General features: G+C 70.6%; 27 protein-coding genes. 11 read left to right on the top strand and 16 right to left on the bottom strand.

Annotation, left to right across the window (positions count from 1 at the left end):
- Positions 1-25: 25 nt before the first annotated feature.
- Positions 26-259 (top strand): hypothetical protein, encoded by a 234-nt coding sequence (locus tag LX12_RS08665; protein WP_253654133.1) that lies wholly within the window; start codon positions 26-28, stop codon positions 257-259.
- Here the strand turns inward: LX12_RS08665 and LX12_RS08660 are convergent.
- Positions 180-1,166, bottom strand: coding sequence for a DMT family transporter (locus LX12_RS08660; RefSeq protein WP_253654132.1), 987 nt, complete (start codon positions 1,164-1,166; stop codon positions 180-182). The two genes, LX12_RS08665 and LX12_RS08660, sit on opposite strands and share 80 nt — an antisense overlap.
- Between LX12_RS08660 and LX12_RS08655 the strand changes: the two genes are divergently transcribed.
- Positions 1,165-2,682, top strand: coding sequence for an aminotransferase-like domain-containing protein (locus LX12_RS08655; RefSeq protein WP_253654131.1), 1,518 nt, complete (start codon positions 1,165-1,167; stop codon positions 2,680-2,682). The two genes, LX12_RS08660 and LX12_RS08655, sit on opposite strands and share 2 nt — an antisense overlap.
- Here the strand turns inward: LX12_RS08655 and LX12_RS08650 are convergent.
- The 3 genes from LX12_RS08650 to LX12_RS08640 all read right to left on the bottom strand — a co-directional run bounded on the left by LX12_RS08650 (position 2,576) and on the right by LX12_RS08640 (position 5,014).
- Positions 2,576-2,848, bottom strand: a complete 273-nt coding sequence (locus LX12_RS08650) for a hypothetical protein (RefSeq protein ID WP_253654130.1) — start codon at positions 2,846-2,848, stop codon at positions 2,576-2,578. The genes LX12_RS08655 and LX12_RS08650 overlap by 107 nt on opposite strands.
- Before the next feature lie 283 nt (positions 2,849-3,131).
- Positions 3,132-4,499, bottom strand: a complete 1,368-nt coding sequence (locus LX12_RS08645) for an MFS transporter (protein WP_253654129.1) — start codon at positions 4,497-4,499, stop codon at positions 3,132-3,134.
- Positions 4,500-4,555: 56 nt separating this feature from the next.
- Entirely contained in the window at positions 4,556-5,014 is a 459-nt protein-coding gene (locus LX12_RS08640; RefSeq protein WP_253654128.1) for a VOC family protein, read from the bottom strand.
- A 103-nt stretch (positions 5,015-5,117) separates the two neighbouring features.
- Between LX12_RS08640 and soxR the strand changes: the two genes are divergently transcribed.
- A complete protein-coding gene (gene soxR / locus LX12_RS08635; protein WP_253654127.1) occupies positions 5,118-5,582 on the top strand; it encodes a redox-sensitive transcriptional activator SoxR in 465 nt (154 codons plus the stop codon).
- A gap of 6 nt (positions 5,583-5,588) precedes the next feature.
- Here soxR and LX12_RS08630 read toward each other — a convergent pair whose 3' ends face one another.
- Positions 5,589-6,218, bottom strand: a complete 630-nt coding sequence (locus LX12_RS08630; RefSeq protein ID WP_253654126.1) for a LysE family translocator — start codon at positions 6,216-6,218, stop codon at positions 5,589-5,591.
- A gap of 48 nt (positions 6,219-6,266) precedes the next feature.
- On the opposite strand from LX12_RS08630, the gene LX12_RS08625 reads away from it, so the two are divergent.
- The gene (locus LX12_RS08625) at positions 6,267-7,343 is read left to right on the top strand and encodes a patatin-like phospholipase family protein (RefSeq protein ID WP_253654125.1); all 1,077 of its coding nucleotides are present in this window, start codon (positions 6,267-6,269) and stop codon (positions 7,341-7,343) included.
- Between the two features lie 16 nt (positions 7,344-7,359).
- On the opposite strand, the gene LX12_RS22200 is transcribed toward LX12_RS08625, so the two are convergent.
- The 4 genes from LX12_RS22200 to LX12_RS08605 all read right to left on the bottom strand — a co-directional run bounded on the left by LX12_RS22200 (position 7,360) and on the right by LX12_RS08605 (position 11,104).
- A complete protein-coding gene (locus LX12_RS22200; protein WP_253654124.1) occupies positions 7,360-8,490 on the bottom strand; it encodes a GGDEF domain-containing protein in 1,131 nt (376 codons plus the stop codon).
- Positions 8,491-8,622: 132 nt separating this feature from the next.
- On the bottom strand, positions 8,623-9,381 hold the full coding sequence (locus LX12_RS08615; protein ID WP_308213988.1) for an amino acid ABC transporter ATP-binding protein: 759 nt from the start codon (positions 9,379-9,381) through the stop codon (positions 8,623-8,625).
- On the bottom strand, positions 9,378-10,235 hold the full coding sequence (locus LX12_RS08610) for an amino acid ABC transporter permease (RefSeq protein WP_253654123.1): 858 nt from the start codon (positions 10,233-10,235) through the stop codon (positions 9,378-9,380). The genes LX12_RS08615 and LX12_RS08610 overlap by 4 nt, the downstream gene beginning before the upstream one ends.
- The gene (locus LX12_RS08605) at positions 10,232-11,104 is read right to left on the bottom strand and encodes an ABC transporter substrate-binding protein (RefSeq protein ID WP_253654122.1); all 873 of its coding nucleotides are present in this window, start codon (positions 11,102-11,104) and stop codon (positions 10,232-10,234) included. Before LX12_RS08605 ends, LX12_RS08610 begins: the two co-directional genes overlap by 4 nt.
- An 81-nt stretch (positions 11,105-11,185) precedes the next feature.
- Here LX12_RS08605 and LX12_RS08600 point away from each other — a divergent pair, with 81 nt between their 5' ends.
- The 6 genes from LX12_RS08600 (at position 11,186) to LX12_RS08575 (ending at position 17,145) form a co-directional block, all read left to right on the top strand.
- Entirely contained in the window at positions 11,186-11,767 is a 582-nt protein-coding gene (locus LX12_RS08600) for a GNAT family N-acetyltransferase (protein ID WP_253654121.1), read from the top strand.
- Entirely contained in the window at positions 11,767-12,987 is a 1,221-nt protein-coding gene (locus LX12_RS08595; protein WP_253654120.1) for an MFS transporter, read from the top strand. The genes LX12_RS08600 and LX12_RS08595 overlap by 1 nt, the downstream gene beginning before the upstream one ends.
- A gap of 39 nt (positions 12,988-13,026) precedes the next feature.
- Entirely contained in the window at positions 13,027-14,259 is a 1,233-nt protein-coding gene (locus tag LX12_RS08590; protein WP_253654119.1) for an arginine deiminase, read from the top strand.
- A 2-nt stretch (positions 14,260-14,261) separates the two neighbouring features.
- Positions 14,262-14,630 (top strand): GntR family transcriptional regulator, encoded by a 369-nt coding sequence (locus LX12_RS08585; RefSeq protein WP_253654118.1) that lies wholly within the window; start codon positions 14,262-14,264, stop codon positions 14,628-14,630.
- A gap of 94 nt (positions 14,631-14,724) precedes the next feature.
- Positions 14,725-16,452, top strand: a complete 1,728-nt coding sequence (locus LX12_RS08580; protein ID WP_253654117.1) for a BCCT family transporter — start codon at positions 14,725-14,727, stop codon at positions 16,450-16,452.
- Between the two features lie 105 nt (positions 16,453-16,557).
- Complete coding sequence (locus tag LX12_RS08575) at positions 16,558-17,145, top strand: hypothetical protein (protein ID WP_253654116.1); 588 nt, start codon at positions 16,558-16,560, stop codon at positions 17,143-17,145.
- 279 nt (positions 17,146-17,424) lie between these two features.
- Here the strand turns inward: LX12_RS08575 and LX12_RS08570 are convergent, their stop codons facing one another.
- The gene (locus tag LX12_RS08570; RefSeq protein ID WP_372504966.1) at positions 17,425-19,026 is read right to left on the bottom strand and encodes a dolichyl-phosphate-mannose--protein mannosyltransferase; all 1,602 of its coding nucleotides are present in this window, start codon (positions 19,024-19,026) and stop codon (positions 17,425-17,427) included.
- Between the two features lie 25 nt (positions 19,027-19,051).
- Here LX12_RS08570 and rsmI point away from each other — a divergent pair, with 25 nt between their 5' ends.
- On the top strand, positions 19,052-19,918 hold the full coding sequence (rsmI, locus tag LX12_RS08565; RefSeq protein WP_253654115.1) for a 16S rRNA (cytidine(1402)-2'-O)-methyltransferase: 867 nt from the start codon (positions 19,052-19,054) through the stop codon (positions 19,916-19,918).
- On the opposite strand, the gene LX12_RS08560 is transcribed toward rsmI, so the two are convergent.
- From LX12_RS08560 to LX12_RS08535, 6 genes are all read right to left on the bottom strand, one after another.
- On the bottom strand, positions 19,891-21,090 hold the full coding sequence (locus LX12_RS08560) for an aminodeoxychorismate synthase component I (protein WP_253654114.1): 1,200 nt from the start codon (positions 21,088-21,090) through the stop codon (positions 19,891-19,893). The genes rsmI and LX12_RS08560 overlap by 28 nt on opposite strands.
- Before the next feature lie 10 nt (positions 21,091-21,100).
- Entirely contained in the window at positions 21,101-22,654 is a 1,554-nt protein-coding gene (metG, locus tag LX12_RS08555) for a methionine--tRNA ligase (protein WP_253654113.1), read from the bottom strand.
- Positions 22,655-22,665: 11 nt separating this feature from the next.
- Entirely contained in the window at positions 22,666-23,604 is a 939-nt protein-coding gene (locus LX12_RS08550; protein ID WP_253654112.1) for an alpha/beta fold hydrolase, read from the bottom strand.
- Positions 23,605-23,628: 24 nt separating this feature from the next.
- Positions 23,629-24,576 (bottom strand): NAD-dependent epimerase/dehydratase family protein, encoded by a 948-nt coding sequence (locus tag LX12_RS08545; protein WP_253654111.1) that lies wholly within the window; start codon positions 24,574-24,576, stop codon positions 23,629-23,631.
- A 70-nt stretch (positions 24,577-24,646) separates the two neighbouring features.
- On the bottom strand, positions 24,647-25,210 hold the full coding sequence (locus LX12_RS08540; protein WP_253654110.1) for a TetR/AcrR family transcriptional regulator: 564 nt from the start codon (positions 25,208-25,210) through the stop codon (positions 24,647-24,649).
- Positions 25,211-25,226: 16 nt separating this feature from the next.
- Positions 25,227-25,706, bottom strand: coding sequence for a GNAT family N-acetyltransferase (locus tag LX12_RS08535; RefSeq protein ID WP_253654109.1), 480 nt, complete (start codon positions 25,704-25,706; stop codon positions 25,227-25,229).
- Between the last annotated feature and the right edge of the window lie 36 nt (positions 25,707-25,742).

Genomic DNA, 25,742 nt, shown 5'->3' with positions numbered 1-25,742 from the left:
ATCCGCGGGCGTAGGATCGACGCCCATGCCGGACGTGACGATCACCGTCGACGACGACCACCTCGGCGCGCTCGACGAGGTCGTCGCGTCGGTGCGCGCCGCCGGCGTGCACGTGACGTCGGTCCACGCGGCCATCGGGATCATCTCCGGGACGGTCGCCGACGACGCCCGCGGGCCGCTCAGTGCGATACGCGGGGTCGCCTCGATCGAGCAGGCACCGCGCTTCGGGGTGGCGCCGCCGGACTCGTCGATCCAGTAGACGGGCGGCTGCGCACCGCGCACGTCGCGCAGGCGATGATCGCCGCGGCGCCGACGGCCACGGCGGTGCTGAGGCCCTCGCCGATCAGGACGACCGACCACAGCAGGGACAGGACCGGTTGCACCAGCTGGATCTGGCTGACCGTCGTCATCGGGCTGATGGCCAGCCCGCGGTACCAGGCGAAGAAGCCCAGGAACATGCTCACAGCCGACAGGTAGACGAACGCCGCCCAGGCCGCACCGTCGGCCGTCGGCGTCGATCGCGTCGTGAGGATCGCGGTGACCACCGTCGTCACCGGGAGTGCGACCACCAGCGCCCAGCTGATGGTCTGCCAGGCCCCGAGCTCGCGGGCGAGCACCCCGCCCTCGGCGTACCCGATCGCACCCGCCACGACGGCCCCGAGCAACAGCAGGTCCCCGACCCGCGGTGGCCCGAACGATCCGTGGCCGAGTGACGAGAACACACCCACCGCGACGGCGCCGGCGACGGCGAAGACCCAGAAGCGGGTGGGGGGCCGCTCGCCGGTCCGGAGGACCGCCGCGACGGCGGTCGCGGCCGGCAGCAGACCGACGACGACGGCGGCATGTGCTGCGGTCGTCGAGGTCAGCGCGAGCGAGGTCAGCACCGGGAACCCGACGACGACACCGCCCGCCGCGACGGCCAGGCGCATCCACTGCCCGGCGCGGGGTACGCGGGGACGGGCGATCGCGAGGAGGGCAACCGCGAGGATGCCGGCGACCACCGCGCGACCAACACCGACGAGCAGCGGGTCGAGGTCGGCGACCGCCACCCGGGTGAGCGGGACGGTGAAGGAGAACGCCGCGACGCCGACGCCGCCGAAGGCCAGCCCGGAACCGATCGGTAGCGGCGACGGGTTCTCGGTGGTAGCGCTATCGTCATGTTTCATGTCTGACGATAGCAGTGTCGCGATCGCGCGAGAGCTTCGCCGCGAACTGCAGACCGCGAGCCCGGGGACGCGTCTGCCCTCGACACGGGACATCGCCCGGCGCTTCACCGCCGGCCCGGTGACGGTGCAACGCGCGATCGCCCGTCTCGTGGCGGCCGGTCTCGTCGAGACCCGTCCGGGGATAGGCACTTTCGTGCTCGACAGGCCGTCCGCGTCGCCCGTTGGTGACGTCGACTGGCAGACCACGAGTCTGGGCCCCGACCGCACCGGGCCGACCACCGTCGGATCGACGCTCCGCGACGTGGGGCCGGGCACCATCGCCCTCCACAGCGGCTACCCGTCGCCGGATCTGCTACCGATGCGTGACGTGCGGTCCGCGCTGCAGCGCGCCGCCCGTGGCGACGACGCGTGGGACCGACCACCGCTCGTCGGCATGCCCGAGCTGCGGGCGTGGTTCGCCCGCGAGGTGGCCGCCGGATCGGCCGGCGCCGCACCGCGACCGTCCGACGTCGTCGTGACCGCGGGCGGCCAGGCGGCTCTGTCCGCGGTGTTCCGAGCGCTCGCGGCCCCGGGCGACCCGGTCGTGATGGAGTCGCCGACCTATTGGGGCGCGATCGCGGCGGCCCGTCAGGCGGGCCTGGTCATCGTGCCGGTCGCCCGGACGGCCGGGGCGCCGCGAGCCGAGGACGTGGACGATGCCCTGCGGACCTCGGGCGCCCGGATCGCCTACGTTCAACCGACGTTCGCGAACCCGACGGGTGCGCACTGGGCCGCCGCCGAACGGTCCGCCATCCTGCGCGTCGCCGCCGATCGCGGTGCGTTCCTCGTCGAGGACGACTGGGCCCGCGACCTCGCGATCGACGAGCCGCGCCCACCGATGGTCACCGACGACCCGGACGGTCACGTGGTCTACATCCGGTCGCTGACGAAGAGCGCGTCCCTCACGCTCCGGGTGGGAGCGGTCATCGCCCGCGGGCCCGTGCGCGACCGGATCGCCGGGGCGCTGGCGTCAAGCGACCTGTACGTCTCGCCGGTGCTGCAGCGCGCGGCCCTCGACGTCGTGACCCGGCCGTCGTGGGATACCCACCTCGCACGACTACGGCGTGAGCTGCGGCGTCGACGTGATGCGCTCGCCGATGCGGTGTCGACCCACGCACCATCGCTGCAACTCACGGCGCTGCCGGAAGGCGGTCTGAACCTGTGGACGCGGATGCCACGCGATCTCGATGCGCAGATCGTCGCGGCGCGGTGTCTCGCCGACGGTGTGGCGGTGTCCCCGGGGGACGAGTGGTTCCCGGCGGCGGTCCCGGGTCCTCACCTGCGGCTGAACTACGCCTGGGCCGACCCGGCGCGGTTCTCGGAGGCGGCGCGGATCGTCGAACGGGTGATCACCTCGTCGGATGATCAGGTCAGCGATCCATCAACGCGCCGCCGGTTCCGCCCAGCGACAACAGGAACATCGCGAGCAGGAACCACCCCGCTCCCTGCCAGACCTGCCACCGACCCCGCGGGGTGATCGCCCCGGAGCGTTCCGCCTGCCACATGCGGAAGGTCCGCCACAGAGCGCCGACGGCGCCGGCGAACACGAGCAACGGGAAGACGACGAGGACCCACAGCGGGACCGGGTCGTACAGGAGCGACCCGATGACGAGGAACGCGATCGCGAACGCGAACACCGACACGACGTAGAGGGCGGCGGAGCGCAGGGTGGGACCGCGGTCCGGGCGGGGACCGTCGGCGGGGGCGTCATGGAAAGGTTCGATGTCTCCAGCATCCCGACGACACCGGCGCGACGCAATGAGCGCGGGACAAGTCACGCGTCGCCCCTTCGACGTCTCCAACTGCCCACTCGACGTTCCCAACTGCCCACTCGACGTTCCTAACTGCCCACTCGACGTCTCCAACTGCCCACTCGACGGGTGATCACGAACGTCGAGTGGGCGGTTCCGAACGTCGAGTGGGCGGTCAGCGGGCGATGGTTGCGTCGGCGGAGAGGCCGGTGCTGCGGTGCCCCAGGACGCCGACGTTGACCATGAGCGCCACCATCACCGCCGCGACCAGCGCGAACACCGGCCCTGATCCGTTCGCGTCGAGGAACGGCAGCAGGATGAACGGCAGGATGCCGGTCGTCAGCTTCGACAGGGAGTACGCCGCGCCGGCGGCGGTGCCGCGGATCGCCGTCGGATAGGAGTCCGCGAGGTAGACGTGATAGGCGTTCGAGAACAGGTTGCTGGCCATGGTGTAGAGCACGCCGGACACGACGATCGCCCACGCGGCGCCGGCGAAGCCGAACCAGAGTCCGAACGCGGCCATCGCACCGGCCGACCCGATGACGAGCCACTTCCGTTCGACACGTTCGACGACGGGGACCGCCAGCACCGATCCCAGCGGGTAGCCGAAGTAGGTCGCGGCGAGGAACCCGAGCGACGTGACGAGGTCGAAGCCCTTGTCCAGCAGCACGATCGGCGCAAGCGTGCCGAAGCCGTAGTAGCCGAACACCTCGAGCACCGACAGGATCCACAGCATCGTCGTGCGCTTGGTCAGCGGAGTCCGGAACAGCGCCCGCACCCCGACCGCCCGTGTGGGCGTGACGACAAGTGTCCGATCGGGTTCGGCGAGACGATGCCCCGCCGCGATCGCCTGCTCCTCGAACTGTCGACAGATCGCATCGGCCTCCTCATGTCGGCCCTGGGCCTCGAGCCAGCGTGGCGACTCGGGCAGGCCCCGTCGCACGATCCACACCGCGAAGGACCCGAGTGCGCCGAACACGAACAGCCATCGCCAGCCGTCGACGCCCAGCGGCTGCAGCGGGACCAACCATCGTGCGAGCAACCCGACGACGGGTACGCCGAAGAACGCGACGGTGTACGCCCACGAGATCATCCGACCGCGGGCGTTCTTGGGCAGCAGGTCGGAGAGGTAGGAGTCGGCGAGGGCGAACTCCGCGCCGATCCCGACCCCGGCGACGAAACGGGTGACGACGAGGAACGCGGCGTTCGGCGAGAACGCACCCAGCAGCGAGAACAGCGAGTAGACCGCCAGGTTCACCATGAACGCCCGCCGACGGCCCACGCGGTCGGCGTAGCGGCCCATCACCGCGGCCCCCAGGAACTGTCCGAGGAACGCCGATCCCAGGAGCAGGTTCAGCTCGGTCCGGTCGAGCGACAACTCCGACTTGAGCACGCCGGAGATGGTCGCGGCGAGGAAGTTCTCGTAGAGGTCGAAGAACAACCCCAGACCGATCACCGCCGTCGCGACCCGGTGCGCCCGCACGACGGGCAACCGGTCGAGACGTGCGGCGACCGTGGGCACGGACGCGTCGACGGTGGTCATTTTCGGAGACTAACGGTGTCCGATTCGGCCGGTCGGGACCGCCCGTCGTCGCCGGTTCACACCGCGGCGACGGCTGCCTCGAGATCAGCGATCACGATGCGCTGCATCGTCATCATCGCGGCCATCGACGCCCGGGCCCGCTCGGGATCCGGGTCGCCGTTGAGCTCCAGCAGGCGCTTCGGCGTCACCTGCCAGCTCAGCCCGAACCGGTCCTTCAGCCAGCCGCACTGCGATTCGACGCCCCCGTCGGCAAGCAGGCCGTACCAGTAGTGGTCGGTCTCCTCCTGGTCCTCGCACAGGATCATGAACGAGACGGCCTCGGTGAACGGGAACTGCGGTCCGGCGTTCATCGCCTGGAAGCGTTGTCCGTTGCACTCGAACGTCGCGGTGAACACCGCGTCGCCGGCCATGCCCTTCTCGTGCACGAGGAAGTCGGGGAAGACGCGGCCGTACAGCTCGAGCGCGTCTCCGAGGTCGTCGTCGAACCAGAGGAACGGGGTGACGGGGGCGGCCATGGCGGTCTCCTTCGCGGTCGAGGATGGTCTCGGACATGTGGACTCGCCGGGGCGCGAGAACTCATCGCCGTCGCACACGGTGTCCCGCGTACCCTCCCAGGACATGGCCCCGCGGGCGGTGGAACTCACGATCGGCGACCTGGCGCGCCGGTCCGGGGTGAGCACGTCGGCGCTGCGGTTCTACGAGGACAAGGGCCTCATCTTCTCCCGCCGTACCTCGGGCAACCAGCGGCGCTACCACCGGGCGATGCTGCGTCGGGTGGCGTTCATCCGCGCGTCGGCCGCGGCCGGGATCCCGCTGTCGAAGATCGCCGAGGTCCTCGCGGTGCTCGGGGACACCGAGTCGCCGACGCCGAAGATGTGGGAGAAGGCGTCGAAGAAGTGGGTCGCCGACCTCGACGCCCGCATCGAGCTGCTCACGCACATGCGCGATCTCATGGGGTCGTGCGTCGGCTGCGGGTGTCTGTCGATGACGTCGTGCAAGCTGCTCAACCCCGACGACATCGCCGCCCGCAGCGGGCCCGGGGCCCAGCGTCTGGCGATCCCACCGGAGATCACCGACGAGTGAGAGCTGCTACTCGGTCGCCAGGCGGAGGCTGAAGGCCACCAACGCGGTGCCCGTGACCGCGTCCATCGCGGCGCGGACGCGCGAGCGTGAGAACACGGCGCGAGCGCGGTCGACACCGACGACGACCGCAAGCAGGTAGGAGCAGCCGATCGCGGGGAGGGTCACCGCGTAGAGCGCGACGGTCCCCGCCGAAGGGTCGGTGCCCAGGAATTGGGGAAGGACCGCCAGATAGAAGGCGATGATCTTCGGGTTGCAGATGTTCGACAGGAAGCCCTGCCGCAGGCCGGTCCGGACACGCCGGTCGTCCGTCCGTGTCGCGCCTGCCCCGACGTCCTCCCCCGAACGGTGTCGGCGCATGGTCCGGAACGTCTGGACCGCGAGGTACATGAGGTAGGCCGCACCCACCCATTTGATGGTCAGGAACAGTGGTTCGACACGGACCACCAGCACGCTGAGGCCGGCCGCCGCCGCCACGCTCTGGACGAGGCTCGCCACCCCGATCCCGGCAACGGCCGACAGCCCGCGTGCTCGCCCGCCGGCAAGGGTGTTCGCGATGGACACGGCCGTGTCCGGCCCCGGGATCAGCGTCAACACGACGGCGAACCCCAGGAACATCGCGTAACCGGCCCAGTCCACGAGGCTGAGGATACGACCGTCGCGTCGACCATCCGTAATCTGGCAACCGTGAGGAAACCGACGGCGGCCGTGGCGCTCGGCAGCGGGGGAGCACGCGGGTACGCACACATCGGCGTCCTCGAGGTGCTGGAACGACGCGGTTACGAGATCGTCGCGATCAGCGGGTCGTCGATGGGGGCGTTGGTCGCGGGGCTGCACGCCGCGGGAACACTCGACGAGTACGTCGACTGGGTCACCGGTCTGGGCCAGCTCGACGTCATGCGACTGCTGGACGTGTCGCTCACCGCGCCCGGCATGATCCACGCCGACAAGATCCTCGACAAGGTCCGCGAGATCCTCGGCGACCGGGCCATCGAGGACCTCGACATCCCGTTCACCGCGGTCGCGACCGACCTGACGTCCGGCCGGCCGCAGTGGTTCCAGCGCGGCCCCGTCGATGTCGCGATCCGTGCGTCCATCGCCATCCCCGGCGTCATCACCCCACACGTGATGAACGGGCGGGTCCTGGTCGACGGCGGCATCCTCGACCCGCTGCCGATCGCCCCGCTCGCCGCGGCCCCCGCCGACGTGGTGATCGGTGTCGACCTCGGTTCGGAGGGCGTCGGCGTCGACGACGACCTGACCGAGGGGAGGCCGTCGGACGCCGACGCCGAGGAGACGGTGCAGCGGTCGGGCGAAACGGGGCCGGGACTGCCTCTCGACGCGCTGTCGCGTCTGCGCCGACTCGGATCGCACGCACTCGACAGCGACTTCGTGAAGTCCATCGTCGACCGGGTCGCCGGCGACTCGATGGGTGGTTCCGACCAGGTGATCGACGCCATCGCCGCGGAACAGCGGTCGGGGTCGGGCAATGCCGGTGACGCGGCGCGCAAGCTCAGTCGGTTCGCCGTGATGAACCGGTCGCTGGACATCATGCAGGAGGCGCTCGCCCGGCATCAGCTGGCGGCGCTCCCGCCGGACATCCTGATCCAGATCCCGCGGACGGCGATCCGCTCGCTCGACTTCCACCGCGCGACCGAGGCGATCGACCTCGGACGCACGCTCACCGAGCGCGCCCTCGACGCGCACGCGTCGCCGATGGTCACCGCGTTCGAACGGCCGCGCAAACAGGGTCAGGTGTCCTGACCCCGGTGCCGGGTGGTCATTCCTCGGCGAAGGACACGGTGTCGCCACCCCGGCTCTTCGCTGCGTACATCTCGACGTCGGCGCGCCGCATCCACCCGTCCATCAGGTCCTCGAGGCGAGAGGCCACGACGTCTGCGCTGTCCACGACCACGACCCCGACGCTCGCGGTGACACGCGGTCGCGCCGCACCCGCGACGGCCGCCTTCATCCGGTGCGCGACGGATTCCACCTCGCGACGGTCGACGAATCCGACCGCCGCGAACTCCTCGCCACCGAGCCGCGCGTGGATCAGGTGCGGGGTCGCCGCCTGGACTCGCCGTGAGACGTCGGCGAGCACACGATCACCGACGTCGTGTCCGTGGCGATCGTTCACAGCCTTGAAGGCGTCGAGATCGTAGACGGCTGCCAGCAGCGCGTCCCCCGGGCCCGCGGGTGTCTCGACGACTCTGCGCAGCAGTGCCCCTCGAAGCCCTCGCCGGTTGAGCAGGCCGGTGAGCGGGTCGACGAGGGATTCGGCGGCCTCCTCACGAAGCAGCCACCAACCCATGTGCGAGAGGATCGGGATCACGACGAGCACCGACGCGGACATCACACCTTTCGCCACGGCGCGCGGGACGTCGGTCGGTGGGTCGAACACCAGCGGGAGGAGCACCACGACGACGACCGTGGCCGAGAAGACCGCGTGGAGGACCACCGCACGGGGACCGTGGAACACGGTCAGGTAGAGACCTGGGACGAGCAGCATGAGAGCGCCGCTGAGACCGGTCATCGGGTCGGCGTCGAGCGACGAGGCGACCCCGATCGCGAGGTCCGCACTCACCGCGAACGCACAGGACACCACGACACCCGGCCACGCGCCGACGACCCAGCGGACAAACCAGGAAACACCGATCGCTGCGCAGGTGATCGCGACGACCGAGCCGACGACGCCCTCGGGGCCCGCGGGCGAGGCCATCATCAGCAGAACGGCGACGGTCAACGACCCGGCGACCACCCCGACGACGACCCGCACCACCGCCGTGAGCGCGCGGCTCTCGAGAAATGCCCGCAGCCACAGGTGGTCGACGGGATCGCGCCACCACTCCCCGAGGAGGGTCACGACGCGACGGGCTGTGCTCAGGAACGTGTTCGCGGTGGTCGAGGTCACCGAACGGATTCCTATCGTCGTGCGGGGGTTCAGGGTCTGCAGTACACACGTCCGGGTGGGCGTTCACCAACAGCACCCCGGGAACCTCCGCGGGTGTCGACGGACGACCTCGCGTCGGATCGGGCCCGATCGTCACACTCCCCGGAAACGGGCGAGGAACTCGGCGGTGCGGGTACTGCGCGGCGCGGTGAACACCTGCTCGGCGGTGCCCGCCTCCTCGATGCGACCGTCGGCGAGGAACACGACGCGGTCGGCGACCTCGCGGGCGAACGCCATTTCGTGGGTGGCCATCACGATGGTCATCCCGTCGGCGGCGAGACCGCGGACGACCTGCAGGACCTCGCCGACGAGCAGCGGGTCGAGCGCGGCGGTCACCTCGTCGAGCAGCAGCAGCTCGGGGTCGCCGGCGACGGCCCGGGCGAGCGCCACCCGCTGCTGCTGCCCACCCGACAGCTCGTCGGGGTACGCGGTCCCCTTGTCGGGCAGGCCCACCCGCTCGAGCAGTGCCTGGGCCGATCGTCGCGCGTCGGAGCGTGACCGACCGTGCACCCGCACGGGCCCCAGCGTGATGTTGTCGCGGACGGTCAGGTGCGGGAATAGGTTGTAGGCCTGGAACACCACGCCGATGCGCCGCCGCACGTCGTCCGGTTCGACACGCGGGTCGGTGATCTCGCGTCCGTCGAACCAGATCTCGCCATCGTCGACCTCGTCGAGCAGGTCGATGCACCGCAGCAGCGTCGACTTCCCGGACCCCGACGCGCCGATCAGGCAGACCACCTCGCCCGCGGTCACGGTGAGGTCGATCCCACCGAGCACCTCGTGATCCGGTCCGCCGCGACGGGAGTACGACTTCCGGACGTCGACGAGACGCAGCAGCTCGCGGTCGCTCACAGCGCGTTCTCCCGACGCAGCGACCGCATCGTGAGGTGATCGGTGACGCGCGCGAGCGGGATGGTCGCGACGATGAAGAAACACGCGGCCACGACATAGGGCGTGAAGACGAAGTCGCGGCCGGAGATCACCTGCGCCGCGCGCAGCGACTCGACGAGCCCGATCGTCGACAGCAGCGCGGTGTCCTTCTGCAACGAGACGAAGTCGTTGAGCAGGGGCGGCCCCACCCGTCGGACTGCTTGCGGGAGCACGACGAACCGCAGCGTCGAGCGGTAGGACAGACCGATGGCGCGCCCGGCCGCCCACTGCGTGGGGTGGATCGACTGGATGCCGGCTCGAAAGACCTCGGCCACGTACGCGCCGTAGCTCAGCGTCAGCGCGATCGTCCCCAGCCAGAACAGGCTCGTCGGTGCGCCCGTGAGCTGCAGTGCGGGTATGCCGAACCCGACGAGCAGCACCACGAGGAGCGTGGGGGTGCCGCGGAAGACGTCGGTGTAGACCACCGCGACCACCTTGAGCGGCGCGAGCGCGGGACTCGGGACCACGCGGATCACCGCGACCAGCAGCCCGAGCGCGAGAACGAAGACCTCGACGACCAGGAACAGCCGGATGTTCAGCCAGAACGCCTCGGCGACGTCGGGCAGGGCGGCCGCCGCGTCGGACGGGCTGAAGAACGTGGCTTGCACGCGGTCCCACCCCGGTGAGGTGACGACGAGCGCCGCGAGTGCCCCGAGCACCACCACGGTCGAGACGGCGGCGATCGTCGCGCGGGTCCGCGTGCGCCGTCGCCGGAACCGGTCGCGCTCGAGCCGGCGGGCGCTCGGCGTGCGGGGCTCGGTGGAGGTGTCGGTCACCGCAGCTCGGGGACGTCGGTCGCCTGGCTCAGCCACTGCTTCTGCAGTGCGGCGAGGGTGCCGTCGGCGCGGAGCGCGTTCACCGCGGCGCTGACGCACGACGTCAGCGGGCTGCCCTTGGCCAGCAGCATGCCGAACTGCTCCTGCTCACCGCGGGTGGGTTGGAACTGACCCACGATCGTCGCGCCGGTCAGTTCGGCCGACGTCAGGTAGTAGGCGGTCGGCAGGTCGGCGACGATCGCGTCGACCTGCCGGTTCTGCAGAGCCTGCGCCGCCTTCGAGGTGTCGTCGTAAACGAGGGGTTTGCTCGTCGGTGCGATCTGGTCGATGGCGGTGAGGGACGTGGTCGCGATCTGCGCGCCCAGTCGCGCGTTCTTCAGGGCCGACAGCGACGTCGCCCCGGCGAACGGGGAGTCCTTGAGCGTGATGATCGCCTGCGCCGCCCGGTAGTAGGGCGCGGAGAAGTCGACCGCCTTCTCGCGCTGCGTGGAGATGGAGAACTGGTTGATGTCGACGTCGAAGTTCTTCGGCCCCGGTTGGATCACCTGGTTGAACCCGGCCTTCGTCCATGTGACCGCGTCCCGGGCGAAGCCGAGCTTGGCCGCCACGGCGTAGGCCACCGCGGACTCGAACCCGCGCCCGTTGGTGGGGTCGTTGTCGGAGAACCACGGCTCGTAGGCGGGGTCGTCGGTGGCGACGGTGAGCTTGCCCGGCGTCATGACCTTCAGCGTCGAGGGCGTGCAGTCGGTGAGCGCGACCGACGACGACGCGGCCGGGGAGGACGACTCCGAGGCCGGTGCGCACGCGGCGAGGGCGGACAGGGCGAGCACCGACACGACGGTCGCGGCACGGGTGAGGGAGAGCGGCATCGGGACATCGTAGGCACCCCATCGTCGCTGGTCGCGGGGAGGAGTTTGGAGCGCGGTGATCCGATGCCCGACCATCGAGGGGTGAGTGGATCCCCCCGTCGAGAGAACGTGCCCGGGGCGATCACCTTCAGACCGCTCACCCGCACGGACTTCCCGATGCTGGCGCGCTGGCTCGCCGACGATCGTGTGCACCGCTGGTGGTTCCAGGATCACACCGACGCGGCGGTCGAGAAGGACTTCGGACCGCAGATCGACGGCACCGAGCCGGGGGAGGATCTCGTCGTCGAGATCGACGGCCGCGCCGTCGGACTGCTCCAGCGGTCGCGCATCCGCGATCTCCCCGAGGACGTCGCAGCGCTCGAACCGATCGTGGGACCCGTACCGGCGACGGCGTGGTGTCTCGACTACCTGATCGGCGCCGAGACCGACCGTGGGCGCGGACTCGGACCGCGGATGGTCACCGCTGCCGTGGACGACACCTTCTCCCGGTACCCGGAGGCGACCGAGATCCTCGTGCCGGTCGTCGCGGCCAACCGCGCGTCGTGGCGGACGCTGAAGAAGGCCGGGTTCGTGATCGTCGCATCCGGTGACATCCCGCCGGACAACCCTGTCGACGATCCCCGTCACCATGTCCTGCGCCGAATCCGAACGGGGACCATCTGATGCGCGCGATCCCCCGCGAGATCTGGGTCCTGCTGTCGGCCAACGTCGTGATCGCGCTCGGGTACGGGCTGATCGCGCCGGCACTGCCCGCGTTCGCCCGGAGCTTCGACGTGGGTGTGGGCGCGGCGTCGGTGATCGTGTCCGCCTTCGCCGCGATGCGGCTGGTGTTCGCGCCCGTCGGTGGGCGGCTGGTGTCGCGGCTGGGGGAGCGTCGGATCTACCTGACCGGCCTGGTGATCGTGTCCGCATCGACGCTGGCGTGCGCGTTCGCCCAGTCCTACTGGCAGCTGCTGCTGTTCCGCGCGGCCGGCGGCATCGGCTCGACGATGTTCACCGTCTCCGCGCTCGCGCTGCTGATCCGGTTGGCCCCGGCCGAGATCCGCGGCCGCGCGTCAGGGTTCTTCAGCGCGGGTTTCCTCATGGGCAGCATCACCGGGCCGCTGATCGGCGGCGCGCTGGTCGGGTTCGGGCTACGGATGCCGTTCGTGGTCTATGCGATCGCGCTGATCGTCGCCTCGCTGGTCGTCGCGACACTCCTGCGCGGCGTCGGTGGGCGACCCGTCGTGGACGCGTCGGCGCCCGTGGTCGAGCCCCTGTCGTTCGTCGAGGCGTTGCGCGACAGCGCCTATCGAGCGATCCTCACCTCGAACTTCACCCAGGGGTTCGCCTCGATGGGTGTGCGGGTCGCGCTCGTCCCGCTGTTCGTCGTCGACGCCGACGGTCTCGACGAGTCGCCCGCGCTGGCCGGGGTGCTGCTCGCCGTCTACGCCGCCGGCAACGTCGTCGCGATCCTGGCGGCGGGACGTCTCTCGGACCGGTTCGGGCGCAAACCCCTGATGCTGCCGGGTCTCGCGATCATGGCGGCGTCGACGCTCGTCCTCGGCTTCAGCGGGACGATCGTGCTCGCCGGCCTGCTCAGTTTCGCGGCGGGGATCGGCTCCGGGCTGTTCGCGCCGACGCACCAGGCGTCGCTCGCCGACCTGTTGTCGGTGCGCGGGCAGGGCGGCACCGCGCTCGCGGCGTTCCAGATGACCTCCGACATCGGCGCGGTGAGCGGGCCCGTCGTGGCCGGATACGTCGCGCAGAGCGCGGGTTTCGGTCCGGCGTTCCTGCTCACCGGTGTCGTCCCGCTCGTCGCCCTGGGATTCTGGTCGGTCGCCCGGGAGACGGCGCCGGTCCGGTCGGGAGCCGCGTCGCCGTCGGCGACCGACGGCGTGTGAACCCCGACAGGCACCCCACGCGGCCACTACCGTGGGTCCATGGAGACCGAGCCGTCGACACCGACGCCCCCGGGTGCCGACTCGGAGGTGGGTCGCCTGCGCACCGTGCTGCTGCACCGGCCCGGTGACGAACTCCGCCGCCTCACCCCGCGCAACAGCGACCAGCTGCTGTTCGACGGTCTGCCCTGGGTCGACCGGGCGCAGGAGGAACACGACGCCTTCGCCGCGCTGCTGAGCGACCACGGCGTCGAGGTGTTGCTGCTCGGTGACCTGTTGATCGAGACCATGCAGGCCAGCGGCGCGGCGCGGATGCAGGGGATCGCCGCGGCCGTCAGCGCGCGCCGTCTCGGCCCCCATCTCGCCGCCGAGCTCGCGGCGTACCTACGGGGCGTCGACGCCGTCGAACTCGTCTCGGTGCTCACCGCCGGGATGACGTTCGACGAACTCCCCGAGAGTCCCGCCGCGGCACGCACGTCACTGGTCCGGCGCATGCACCACGGCGTCGAGTTCGCCATCGACCCGCTGCCGAACCTGCTGTTCACCCGCGACAGTTCGTTCTGGATCGGGCCTCGGTTCGCCATCACCAGCCTCGCCCTGCCCGCCCGGTCCCGGGAGACCTCGCTCACCGACATCGTCTACGCCCACCATCCCCGGTTCCGAGGTGCCCGTCGGGCCTACGAGTCCCACTCGGCGCCCGTCGAGGGTGGCGACGTGCTGCTCATGGCGCCGGGGGTGGTCGCCGTCGGGGTGGGGGAACGCACCACACCGGCCGGCGCGGAGGCGTTGGCGCACAGTCTGTTCGACGACGGACTGGCGCACACCGTGCTCGCCGTGCCCATCGAGCAGCGGCGCGCGTCGATGCACCTCGACACCGTCTGCACCATGGTCGACACCGACGCCGTCGTCATGTACCCGGCTGTCCACGACACCCTCTCGGCCTTCATCATCACCCGCGACGCCGGGTCGGTCAGCGGGCCCCGACCGTTCGTCGAGGCCGCCGCCGACGCGATGGGGATCGGGAAGCTCCGCGTCATCGACACCGGGCTCGACCCCGTCACCGCGGAACGCGAGCAGTGGGACGACGGCAACAACACCCTGGCCATCGCCCCGGGGGTGGTCGTCGCCTACGACCGCAACGTCGAGACGAATCGTCGGCTGTCGCAGTCGGGGATCGAGGTGCTCACCATCTCCGGTAGCGAGCTCGGGTCCGGCCGCGGCGGCCCACGGTGCATGTCCTGCCCGGTCACGCGCGACCCGCTCCCGGGGGCGTAGCCGTGGCGCTCGACATCACCATCGACCCGTCGTCGTCGGAACCGCCGTTCGAGCAGGTCCGACGCGGGGTGATGGAGCTCGTCGCGCGCGGTGACCTCATCGTGGGCACGCGGCTCCCGACCGTTCGCGCGCTCGCCGACGCGCTGGGGATCGCGGCCAATACCGCCGCCCGCGCCTACCGCGAACTCGAGGCCGCCGGGGTGATCGAGACGCGCGGACGGCACGGCTCGTTCGTCGCCGCCCGGTCGGACTCGGCGCGCGACCAGGCGCAACGGGCGACGACCGAGCACGTCGCCGCGTTGCGGGCGCTGGGGATCGCCGACGACGAGATCACATCGATGCTGGCAGCCGCGGTGCGACGCCGGCCCTGACGCGCGTGTGCGCTGCGCGGATGTCGGGTAACGCCTGAATGTCCTTTGTGTGATCTTTTGGCGGTTGGGCCGATTCCTTGCGAGAGTGAAGGCCATGGCAGTCACGACACCCACCCCCGCCACCGGAGAGCACGGTGACACCGCCGGAGCCCCGCCCACACCGCCCACCGGTCGGCGACGTGCCGGTGTCGACGTCGTCGTGTTCGGTGTCACCGCGGTGCTGGTCGTCGCGTTCCTCGTCTGGGGGATCGTCGACAAGTCGGGCCTGAAGGAGGGCACGGCGTCGGTCCTGGCCGGCATCACCGACAACCTGGGCTGGCTGTTCATCCTCGCGGCGACGGCGTTCGTGCTGTTCGCGATCTTCCTGGCCGTCAGCAAGTACGGGAAGATCCCCCTCGGGCGTGACGGCGAGAAGCCCGAGTACCGCACCATCAGCTGGATCGCGATGATGTTCAGCGCCGGCATGGGCATCGGCTTGATGTTCTACGGCGCCTACGAACCGCTCACGCACTACGTCAACGCGCCGCCCGGAACCGACGCGCGCGACGTGGGTGTCGCCATGGCCACCACCATGTTCCACTGGGGTCTGCACCCCTGGGCGATGTACGCCGTCGTCGGCCTGGCGATCGCCTACAGCACCTATCGCTGCGGTCGCGGCCAGCTGATGAGCGCGGTGTTCGCCCCGCTGCTCGGCCATCGCGCGAACGGCTGGGGCGGCAAGGTCATCGACATCCTGGCCATCTTCGCCACCCTGTTCGGCACCGTCGCGTCCCTGGGACTCGGTGCGGCACAGATCGGTTCGGGCTTCGAGGAACTGGACTGGGTCGGGGAGAGCGGCAAGTACCTGCTCGTGGCCGTGATCGCGGTGCTCACAGCGGCATTCGTCGCCTCGGCCGTGTCCGGTGTGGCCAAGGGAATCCAGTGGCTGTCGAACATCAACATGGTGCTGGCCATCGTGCTCGCGCTCTTCGTGTTCGTCGTCGGGCCGACGGTCTTCATCATGAACATCATGCCGACGTCCATCGGCAGCTACCTCAACGACATCACGTCCGACGCCGCGCGCAGCGCCGCCACCACCGACGCCGCCGGCCAGGAGTGGCTGTCGGGCTGGACGATCTTCTACTGGGCGTGGTGGGTCTCCTGGACCCCGTTCGTCGGCATGTTCCTGGCCAAGATCAGTCGCGGCCGGACCATCCGTCAGTTCGTCATCGGCGTGATGATCGTTCCGACCACCGTCTCGCTGGTGTGGTTCGCCGTCTTCGGCGGTACCGCCATCAGTCAGGAGATGGCCGGGAAGGGCCTGTCGAACAGCGAGAACGAGGAATCGCAGCTGTTCGACATGCTGAACAACCTGCCGCTCGCCGGGATCGCCTCGGTGCTCGTGATGGTGCTGGTCGCCATCTTCTTCGTGTCGGGTGCGGACTCCGCCTCGCTGGTGATGGCCACGCTGTCGCAGCGGGGACGTGCCGAACCGTCGCGGAGCGTGACCGTCTTCTGGGGTGTCCTGACCGGTGCCGTCGCGGCACTGTTGCTGTGGGTCAGCGGCGACGACGCACTCGAGGGCATCAAGACGATGGCGATCATCGCGGCGCTGCCCTTCGTCATCGTCATGATCGCGATGTGCGTGTCGCTCTTCCTGGACCTCCGTCGCGACCCGCTGATCATCGCCGCGCGGCAGCGCGCGGAGGGCATCGACGACAAGGTCCGCGTCCACGCGAACACCCTCGCCGCGACCGACCCGACGACCGACGTCCTGCCGTCGGGCAGCGTCCCCGTCGACGCGTCCCTGCTCGACCCGCCGCCGCCCGCCGACAAGATCTGACGGGCGGGCGCCGGCCGACGGGCTGACTCGGCGGAGGATCGTTGATCCGGGATGCGATACTCGTCACAGTGCCGCATCCCGGCGGCGGATCTCACAGGAGTCTCGATGCGTCGTACCGCACGGTGGTCCACCACAGCTCTCGCCGGAGTCCTCGTCGCCGCGGGCGTCGCGGTGGGTGCGGCCCCGGCGTCCGCCGGGTCGGTGACGGTGCCGTCGCCGGTGAAGGCCGCGCCGGGCAGCGTCGACCTGCGGTCGGCGACGGTCGACTACGACCGGGCTGCGGGGCGTCTCGACATCACCCTGACCTTGCGCGGCTTCCCGGGCTTCGGCCGCGGCACCGGCCCGACCTACTCGGTGCTGCTGTACGGGCCTCGCAACGTCACCGGCGGGACGGGGCAGTCGGTGGCCGCTATCTCGGTGAGCGGGCCGCCGATCCGTGACGGCTTCCCGGTGCGCGGCGGCACCCCGTTCATCAGCCCGATGATCTTCAACCCCGTCGGCACGGACAAGAACCAGATCGTGAACACCGAGACGCGCTACGCCGGGCGGCAGGTGCTGTTCCGCGCGCAGGACGACCGGCTCAAGAACCTGCCGCTGGCGTTCTTCGACGTGCAGACGAGCCTCGACCAGATCTACGTCGCCTCCGACGTCGGGTCGACCGACACCCTCCGCGGGGCGATCCCGCCGAACTGACACGGCACGCCCGCCGCCGACAACCCGTCTGCCCGGCACCCGGAACCGTTCGTTGGGCACCCGGAACCGTTCGTTGGGCGGCCGCGGCGCCTGAGCGTGATCCAAATGCCCAACCACCGGTTCCACCTGCCCAACAGATGGTTCCTGGCGCCCAACAGATGGTTCCTGGCGCCCAACAGATGGTTCCTGGCGCCCATAAGATGGCTGATGGGGCTGACGGGGTGGAGCCGGGGTCGGACGGATGGTTCCGGGGCGATGGCGCCGGGGTGAGGCGGGCGGTCAGCGCCAGCTGGGCAACCACATCTGCAGGTTCCACTCGCGGAGTGAGAGCGGGCCGCCGGTGAGGATCGGCCACATCCAGATGAAGTTCGTGATCACCAGGCCGATGTAGACCGATGCCAGCGCCACGCCGAGCATCCGTCGTTCCCGCCCGAACGACCGCCATCGCCCGTCGGCGCCGAGCAGGTCGCCGACGCACAACGCCAACCCGATCACCAGGAACGGCGCCATCGCGGTGGCGTAGAAGAAGTACATCTGGCGGTCGAGGTTCGCGAACCAGGGCAGCCACGCGGCGCCGTACCCGACGAGCACGACGGCGTAGCGCCAGTCGCGGCGAGCGATCCACCGCCACAGCCCCCACAGCAGCATCGGGAACGCCAGCCACCACATCGCCGGGGTGCCGATGAGCATCTGGACGCGGATGCACTCGCCGCCGCCGCACTGGTCGGGCCCGTTCTGTACCGCGTAGAGCATGGGGCGCAGGCTCATCGGCCACGTCCACGGTTTCGACTCCCACGGGTGGTGGTTGCCCGCGGAGTTCGTGAGGCCCTCGTGGAACTTGAGAATCCCGGCCTCGTAGTACCAGAGCGATCGCCACGCCCCGGGCACCCAGGAGAACGCCCCGTCGTAGCCGACCTGATTGCCGACGGCGTAGCGGTACACCGACGTCTCGCCGGCGAACCACGGCGCGAAACTGGCCAGGTACACGAGGATCGGCGTGACCGCGAGGCTGAAGCCGGCAGGGACGACGTCGCGCCGCACCGTGCCCATCCACGGTCGCTGCACGTGGTAGGCGCGACGGTTGGCGACGTCGAAGCCGAGCGACAGCAGCAGGTAGAAGAGCACGAAGTAGATCCCCGACCACTTCGTCGCGCAGCCCAGGCCGAGCAGGAGAGCGGTCGCGAACCGCCACCAGCGGAACCCCAGCCGGGGGCCGAACGGTGTGTCGGCGATCCGTCCCTCGGTCCACACCCGGTGCATGCGTGCACGCATCTGGTCGCGATCGGCGATGAGCGTCGCCATGGCCGCGAGCAGGAAGAAGATCTGGACGATGTCGAGCATGCCGACACGCGACGACACGAACGTCACGCCGTCGCAGATGAGGAACACCGCGGCGATCGCACCGATCAGCGTCGAGCGCGACAGCCGCCGGGTCATGCGGAAGACGATCAGCACCATGAGCGTGCCCAGGACGGCCGACGCGAACCGCCACCCGACCGGTGTGTACCCGAACATCCCCTCACCGAGCGCGATGATCCACTTGCCGACCGGCGGGTGGACGACGAGCCCGTAGGCCGGGTTGTCCTCGATCCAGTTGCCGCCGGTGAGGACCTGCCACGCCTGGGGGACGTAATGCTTCTCGTCGAAGACCGGTGTGCCGTTGTCGGTGGGGTGGCCGAGTCCCCAGAACCGCGTGATCGCGGCGATCACGGTCAGGACGGCGGCGATGATCCACCCGCGGCGGGTGTCGGTGGCGCCGAACACGGGCGGCGGGACCGACGGGCCGGGGCGCGCACCGAGGTCCTCGGTCTGCCCGCGCCCGTCGAGGAGCTCCGACGCGTCGACGAGACCACGGGGGTCGACGGGTGCGGCGGTGCTCACCCGCACGATCGTAGGCTGTCCGACGATGGGGACCACGGATGACGGCGACGCCGACCCGGCCGCGCGTCCGGGTTGTCTGATCCTGGCCGCGACGCCGATGGGTCGCGCCGACGACGCCTCGCCCCGGCTGCGCGAGGCACTGAGCAGCGCCGATGTCGTCGCAGCGGAGGACACACGCCGCACGCGTGCGCTGGCCGCCGCGCTCGGCGTGACGATCAGCGGGCGTGTCGTCAGCTACTACGACCAGGTCGAGGAGCGTCGTGCCCCGGCGCTCGTCGACGACGTCGCCGCGGGCCTGCGGGTCCTGCTGGTCACGGACGCGGGCATGCCGTCGGTGAGCGACCCCGGCTACCGACTCGTCGTCGCGTGCGTGGAGGCGGGTCTGCCGATCACCTGCCTGCCCGGACCCTCGGCGGTGACGACGGCGCTGGCGCTGTCGGGCCTGCCCGTCGAACGCTTCTGCTTCGACGGGTTCGCGCCCCGCAAGCCGTCGGCGCGGCGCACGTGGCTCCGCGAACTCGTCGACCAACCCCGCACCGTGGTGTTCTTCGAGTCGCCGCACCGCCTCGCCGACTGCCTCGACGACGCGGCCGCGGTGCTCGGCCCCGACCGTCGCGCCGCGGTCTGCCGTGAGCTGACGAAGACCTACGAGGAGGTTCGGCGCGGCACCCTCGCCGAACTTGTCGCCTGGGCGGCCGACGGGGTGCGCGGCGAGATCACCGTGGTGGTGGAGGGCGCGACCGCGGCGCCGGCCGACCCGACCGACCTCGTCGACGAGGTCGAGGCGCTCGTCGCCGACGGAGCGCGGCTCAAGGACGCGTGTGCGGAGGTGGCCGGGCGGGCGGGTGTCTCGCGCCGCGACCTCTACGAGGCGGTCCTCGCCGCGCGCTGATCGCGCAACCCGACGATCGACGCCGCCTTGTCCAGGCACTCCTGCCATTCGTGGGCGGGATCGGAGTCGATGGTGATGCCGCCGCCGACGCCGAGGCCCATCCGACCGTCGGGTGTGACCTCGACGGTGCGGATCGCGACGGACAGGTCGAGGTCACCGTCGGGCGACCGCACGCCGATCGCGCCGCAGTAGACCCCGCGGGCGTCGGCCTCCCAGCCGGACAACATCTCTCGCGCCCGCAGCTTCGGCGTCCCGGTGACCGAGCCGGGTGGGAACGTGGCCTCCAGCAGGGCGTCGGTGCGAACGTCGGTGGGGACGTGGGCGGCCACGGTCGAGACGAGGTGCCAGACACCGGGCGCCGCGTGCACCGACAGCAGTTCGGGGACGGTCACGCTGCCGGGGACCGCGACGCGGCCCAGGTCGTTGCGGACCAGGTCGACGATCATGACGTTCTCGGCGACGTCCTTCGTCGACGCGCGCAGGAGGGCGGGGTCGTCGGAGAGCGGGAGGGTGCCCTTGATGGGGCTCGAGGTCACCATCTCGCCGCGGCGCCGCAGGTAGGTCTCGGGCGAGAAGGACACGACCGAACCCCAGTGCCCGGACAGGAACGCGGCCTTGCGCGGCGCCATCTGCTGCACGCCGCTGCGGAAGACGTCGACGGGCTGCCCGGTGAGGTCGCCGGTGAACCGACTGCACACGCAGGCCTGGTAGATCTCACCCGCGGCGATCGCCTCGAGGCACTCGCGGATCGCCCACTCGTGGCGGTCGCGGTCGGGGGGACGCCACGTCGCGTCCCACTGTCCGACGGGGACGGGATCGCCGACGACGCTGTCGCGCAGCAGATCCGGGCATCGGTCACCTGTCGAGTGCCACGACCAGTCGCCGTCCCGCAGCAGCAGGACACCGTCGCACGTGCCGCCGAGGACGGCGGGGAGCCGCGCCTCGTCGAGACGGTCCGGGAACGAGAGCGCACCGAACCAGAACCGATCCGGCCGCGACGACGGTCCGCGCCCGGCGGTGATGTCCACCGACGGCGCGATCACCGCATCGGCTCCGAGCCAGTCGCCGACGAGCGCCGCCGGTGGTGGGAACCGATGTCGCCGTGCGTGATCGGCGAGTGCGCCCAGGACGTCGACGGCGCTGCGGCCGGGGCCGAGCACCTCGGTCGTCATGGGCCCGGGGTCAGTCGCGGGAGTCGTCGTAGCGGGGGAACACCGGCGACGGCTTCGGCAGCACAGACCCCGGGGTGAGGCGCTCACCGACGTGCGCGAAGGTGCGGGCACCGGCGTCGACGGCGAGCAGGTCCAGGATGCGGCCCGTCGACTCCGGCATCACCGGCTGCGCGAGGATCGCGACGATCCGCACCACCTCGGCGCAGACGTAGAGGACGGTCCCGGCGCGCGAGAGGTCGGTCTTGGCGAGCTTCCACGGCTCCTGCGCCGAGATGTAGCGGTTCGTCTCACCAAGGACCTCCCACAGCGCCTCGAGCGCGAGATGCATGGCCTGCACGTCGAACTCGGCGCGCACCCGCTCGAGCAGGCCGTCGGCCCGGGCGAGCAGTGCGGAGTCGTCGTCGGTGAAGTCGCCCGGCTCGGGCACGCCACCGTCGAAGTTCTTGGCGATCATCGACAGTGACCGCTGTGCGAGGTTGCCGAACTCGTTGGCGAGGTCGGCGTTGATCCGCGACACGATCGCCTCGTGCGAGTAACTGCCGTCCTGGCCGTACGAGACCTCGCGCAGCAGGAAGAAGCGCAGCGGGTCGAGTCCGTACTGGTCGACGAGCGCGTACGGGTCGACGACGTTGCCGACCGACTTGCTCATCTTCTCGCCCTTGTTGAACAGGAAGCCGTGCGCGAAGACCCGTTTCGGCAGCTCGATCCCCGCACTCATCAGGAACGCCGGCCAGTACACGCAGTGGAACCGGACGATGTCCTTGCCGATGATGTGCAGGTCGGCCGGCCAGAACCGTTCCAGCAGAGCGGGATCGGTGTCGGGGAAGCCCGCGCCGGTGAGGTAGTTGGTGAGTGCGTCGACCCAGACGTACATGACGTGGTCGGGGTCGCCGGGGACGGGCACGCCCCAGTCGAAGTTGGTGCGCGAGATCGACAGGTCGCGCAGGCCGCCCGCGACGAAGCTCGCGACCTCGTTGCGACGCGTCACCGGTCCGATGAAGTCGGGCTGCGACTCGTAGAGCGCGAGCAGCCTGTCCTGGTAGGCCGACAGCCGGAAGAAGTAGCTGGCCTCCTCGGTCCACTCGACCGGGGTGCCGGTCGCGGTGGCGACCCGGCTGCCGTCCTCCAGCGTCGTCAGCTCGTCCTCGCCGAAGTAGGCCTCGTCGCGGACGGAGTACCACCCGCTGAACGTGTCGAGGTAGATGTCGCCCGCGTCGGCCATCCGGCGCCACAGTTCCTGGCTGGCGACCTCGTGGTCGGCGTCGGTGGTACGGATGAACCGGTCGAAACTGCTGCCCAACGTCTCCTGCAACGCGCGGAAGGCGGCCGCGTTGCGGTCGGCCAGGTCGCGCGTCGGGATGCCCTCGGCCGCAGCGGTCTGCTGCATCTTCTGGCCGTGTTCGTCGGTGCCGGTGAGGAATCGGACGTCGAAGCCGTCGAGCCGCTTGAACCGGGCGATGGCGTCGGCCGAGACGTACTCGTAGGCGTGGCCGATGTGCGGGACACCGTTCGGGTAGGCGATGGCGGTCGTGACGTAGAACGGGGTCGCGGTGTCGTCAGCCATGATGGGCCAGCTTAGACAGTGACCGCGCGCGCGATGTTGTCGGTGATTGCGCCGACGATCTGCGGCCACAACGGCTCCGGCAGGTCGTGACCCATCCCGTCGAGCAACAGCAGCCGTGAGTCGGGGACGGCGTGCGCGATGGCCTTGCCGCCCGCCGGGCGCATCAGCGTGTCCGCGCGACCGTGGATGACGACGGTCGGTGCGGTGATCGCCCGGGCGTATCGGCGGAGGCTGCCGCTGCCCATGACCGCCGCCGACTGGCGCATCACACCGGCCGGGTCGAACGCGCGGTCGTGGAACGACGCCGCGAGCTCCCACGCCTCGTCGTCGGACAGCGGGTACCCGGGGCTGCCGATGGTCTGCAGCGCCTTCGCCGACGTCGCGATGTACTCCTCGCGGGTCGCGCCCTTGCCCGGACCCGACAGCAACGCCATCAGCTTCTCCGGCGCCGGCGGCGGCAGGAACATCTGCAGCGTCGACGAGAAGATGATCGCCGCCGACAGGGTCCGCTCCGGGTACTTGCCCGCGACGACCTGCGCGATCATCCCGCCCATCGACGCGCCGACGACGTGGACGCGGTCGAGGCCGAGATGGTCGAGCAGGCCGATCGCGTCGGCCGCCATGTCGACGACGGTGTAGGGCACGGGACTGCCGAACCCGAGCTCGGTGCGGATGAGCCGCGGTATCAGCGATCCGCGCACCCGGACGCCGTCGAGGTGGGTCGACAAGCCGATGTCGCGGTTGTCGAAGCGGATGACCCGGAAGCCCGCGTCGACGAGGGCCTCGCAGAACCCGACGGGCCACACGGTCAGCTGTGCCGAAAGGCCCATGATGAGCAGGATCGGCGGGGCGGACTCGTCACCGAGGTCCTCGTAGTACAGCTCGATGTCGAACTTCTCGCCGTCGATCTCGGCGGTCCCCACCGGCGCTGTCCCGCTCCGCATCTCCATGCCGACGACGATAGTCAGCGCCGATCAGCCGGCCGGCGTCAGCGCGTCGGTGAACCACCCCAGGGTCGTCGACAGGGCCTGGTCGAGCGGCGTCGGAGCGACGCCGAAGGTCGTCTCGAAGGCCGTCGACACCATGTTCTGCGGGATCCGGTGCTGGTAGAACATCTCCGCGTACTCGGCCATGAACTGCTCGTCGAACCCGCCGATCGGCGTCGGCTCGTCGAGTACCAGCGCCTCGAGCTGACGCCCGAGCAGCGCGCCGACCCGGCGATGGATCTCGGCGGTGGACACCGCGGGGACGGTGGGCAGGTGCCACACCCGGCCCAGCGCGCGGTCGTCGGTCCCGAGGGTCACCAGCCCGGCGGCGACGTCGGGGACGTGGCTGTACGAGTGCGGCAGTTCGATGTCGCCGAACGCCACCACGGGCTCCCCGGCGATCGCCTGCGGGAAGAACCCGGCGCCCAGGGTCGACGACCAGACGCCGGGGCCGAAGAAATCGGCGGAGCGTCCCAGGCTCACGCGGATCCGGCCGCGCGCGTGCTCGGCCAGGTACCGACGGTCGAGGTCGGCCCGCATCCGACCCTTCTGCGACGTCGCGGCGAACGGGGTGTCCTCGGTGATGTGGTCGCCGTCGGCGGTGCCGTAGGGGTACAGGGTGTCGAGGACGACGAGGGTGGCGTCGTGGTGGGCGGCCGCGCCGACGACCGCGTCGGCGATGACGGGCATCTCCGCCACCTGGCGGTGGTAGGGCACGTTGACCGCGTGGTAGATCACCGACGCCCCGGCGGTCGCCGCGACCGCGGACTCGGGGTCGGAGACGTCCGCGACGACGGTCTCGACCGCGGGGTCGACGCCGTCGATCGTCGATCGGGACACATGGCGCGTGCGCAGCCCCCGTCGACGGAGTTCGGCGACGACGGCCGTGCCGGCGGGACCGGCTCCGAGGACGACGTGCAGCGGTGTGGTGGTCATGGCGAACCTTTCAGTGACTGATCACTCACTACGAGTGATCGATGGGCCCACCACCGGCGGTGGTGGGGGATCAGGGGTGGGTCGGCAGGTGCTCGATGCCCTCGGTGACCGTGGTGGCCCATTCGTCGTCGAGGGCGAAGGCGTCGATCGCGGTCAGCAGGTGGCACAGCTGGCCGACGGCGAGGAAGTCCTGGATCTCCTGCGCCGGCGCGCCGGTCAGGTCCTGCGCGACCTCCACCGTCCGGGCGACGCCCCGGCGCACGGCATCGCGGATCCGAGGTTCCGACGTGGCCGCGAGGGCGTGGACCTGCAGCATCAGCAGGGTGCGGTCGGCGATCAGGGCGGCGTATGCGCTGCCCATGGCGTCCAGCGCGGCGCGTCCGCGCACGTCGGGACCCACTGCGCCGCGCAGGGTGTCGACGATCCGGTCGTAGCAGGCGTCGACGGCGGCGACGAACAGGTCGACCTTGGTGGGGAACAGCTTGAACGCGTAGGCGGTCGAGATGCCGGCCTCGGCCGCGACCGCGGTGGTCGGTGTCGCGTGGAATCCGGCGCCGGCGAAGACGCGGACCGCCGCGCGCACGAGCGCGTCGGAGCGTTCCTCGGCGGTCGAGAGCGTGCGCGTCGCGGCCATGTGAGTGACCGTACACTCACTCTTCGGGCGGCGCCAGGCCTCGGGCCATGAAGATGCTGACCTCGTTCCATCCCTGGGGGTGGTACGGGTCGACGACGACGTAGCCCAGGCGTCCGTACAGCGCGACCGCCTCGGGCTGCCGATTCCCCGTCTCCAGGACGATCCTGGTCAGCCCCCGCTCGCGCGCGCGGGCCTCGAGCCCTGACATCAACGCCTGCGCCACGCCGGCCCGCCGGGCGGAGTCGTCGACGTACAACCGTTTCACCTCGCCGACGCCGGGCAGGTCGTCGTGGACGACGAGGGCGATGCAGCCGACCGGACGTCCGTCGAGTCGGGCGACGAAGTACTCGGCGTCGCCCACGTACGGCTCGGGGTGGTAGTCGGGATACCGACGGGTGAGCTCGGCGACCGTGCGGCGCAACAGGTCCGCGAGATCGGCGTCGTCGTCGGCGACGGGGTCCACCGACACGGGTCCGGCGGGGAGGTCTCTGCGCATCGTCTCGGACGCTACGCCCGCCGACGAAACGCCGTC

Origin of the sequence: Williamsia serinedens (assembly GCF_024171725.1) — a bacterium.
GTDB classification, from domain to species: Bacteria; Actinomycetota; Actinomycetes; order Mycobacteriales; family Mycobacteriaceae; genus Williamsia_A; species Williamsia_A serinedens.
Note: the sequence above shows the minus strand (reverse complement) of the source record. Positions and strands in the feature narration are given on the sequence as shown.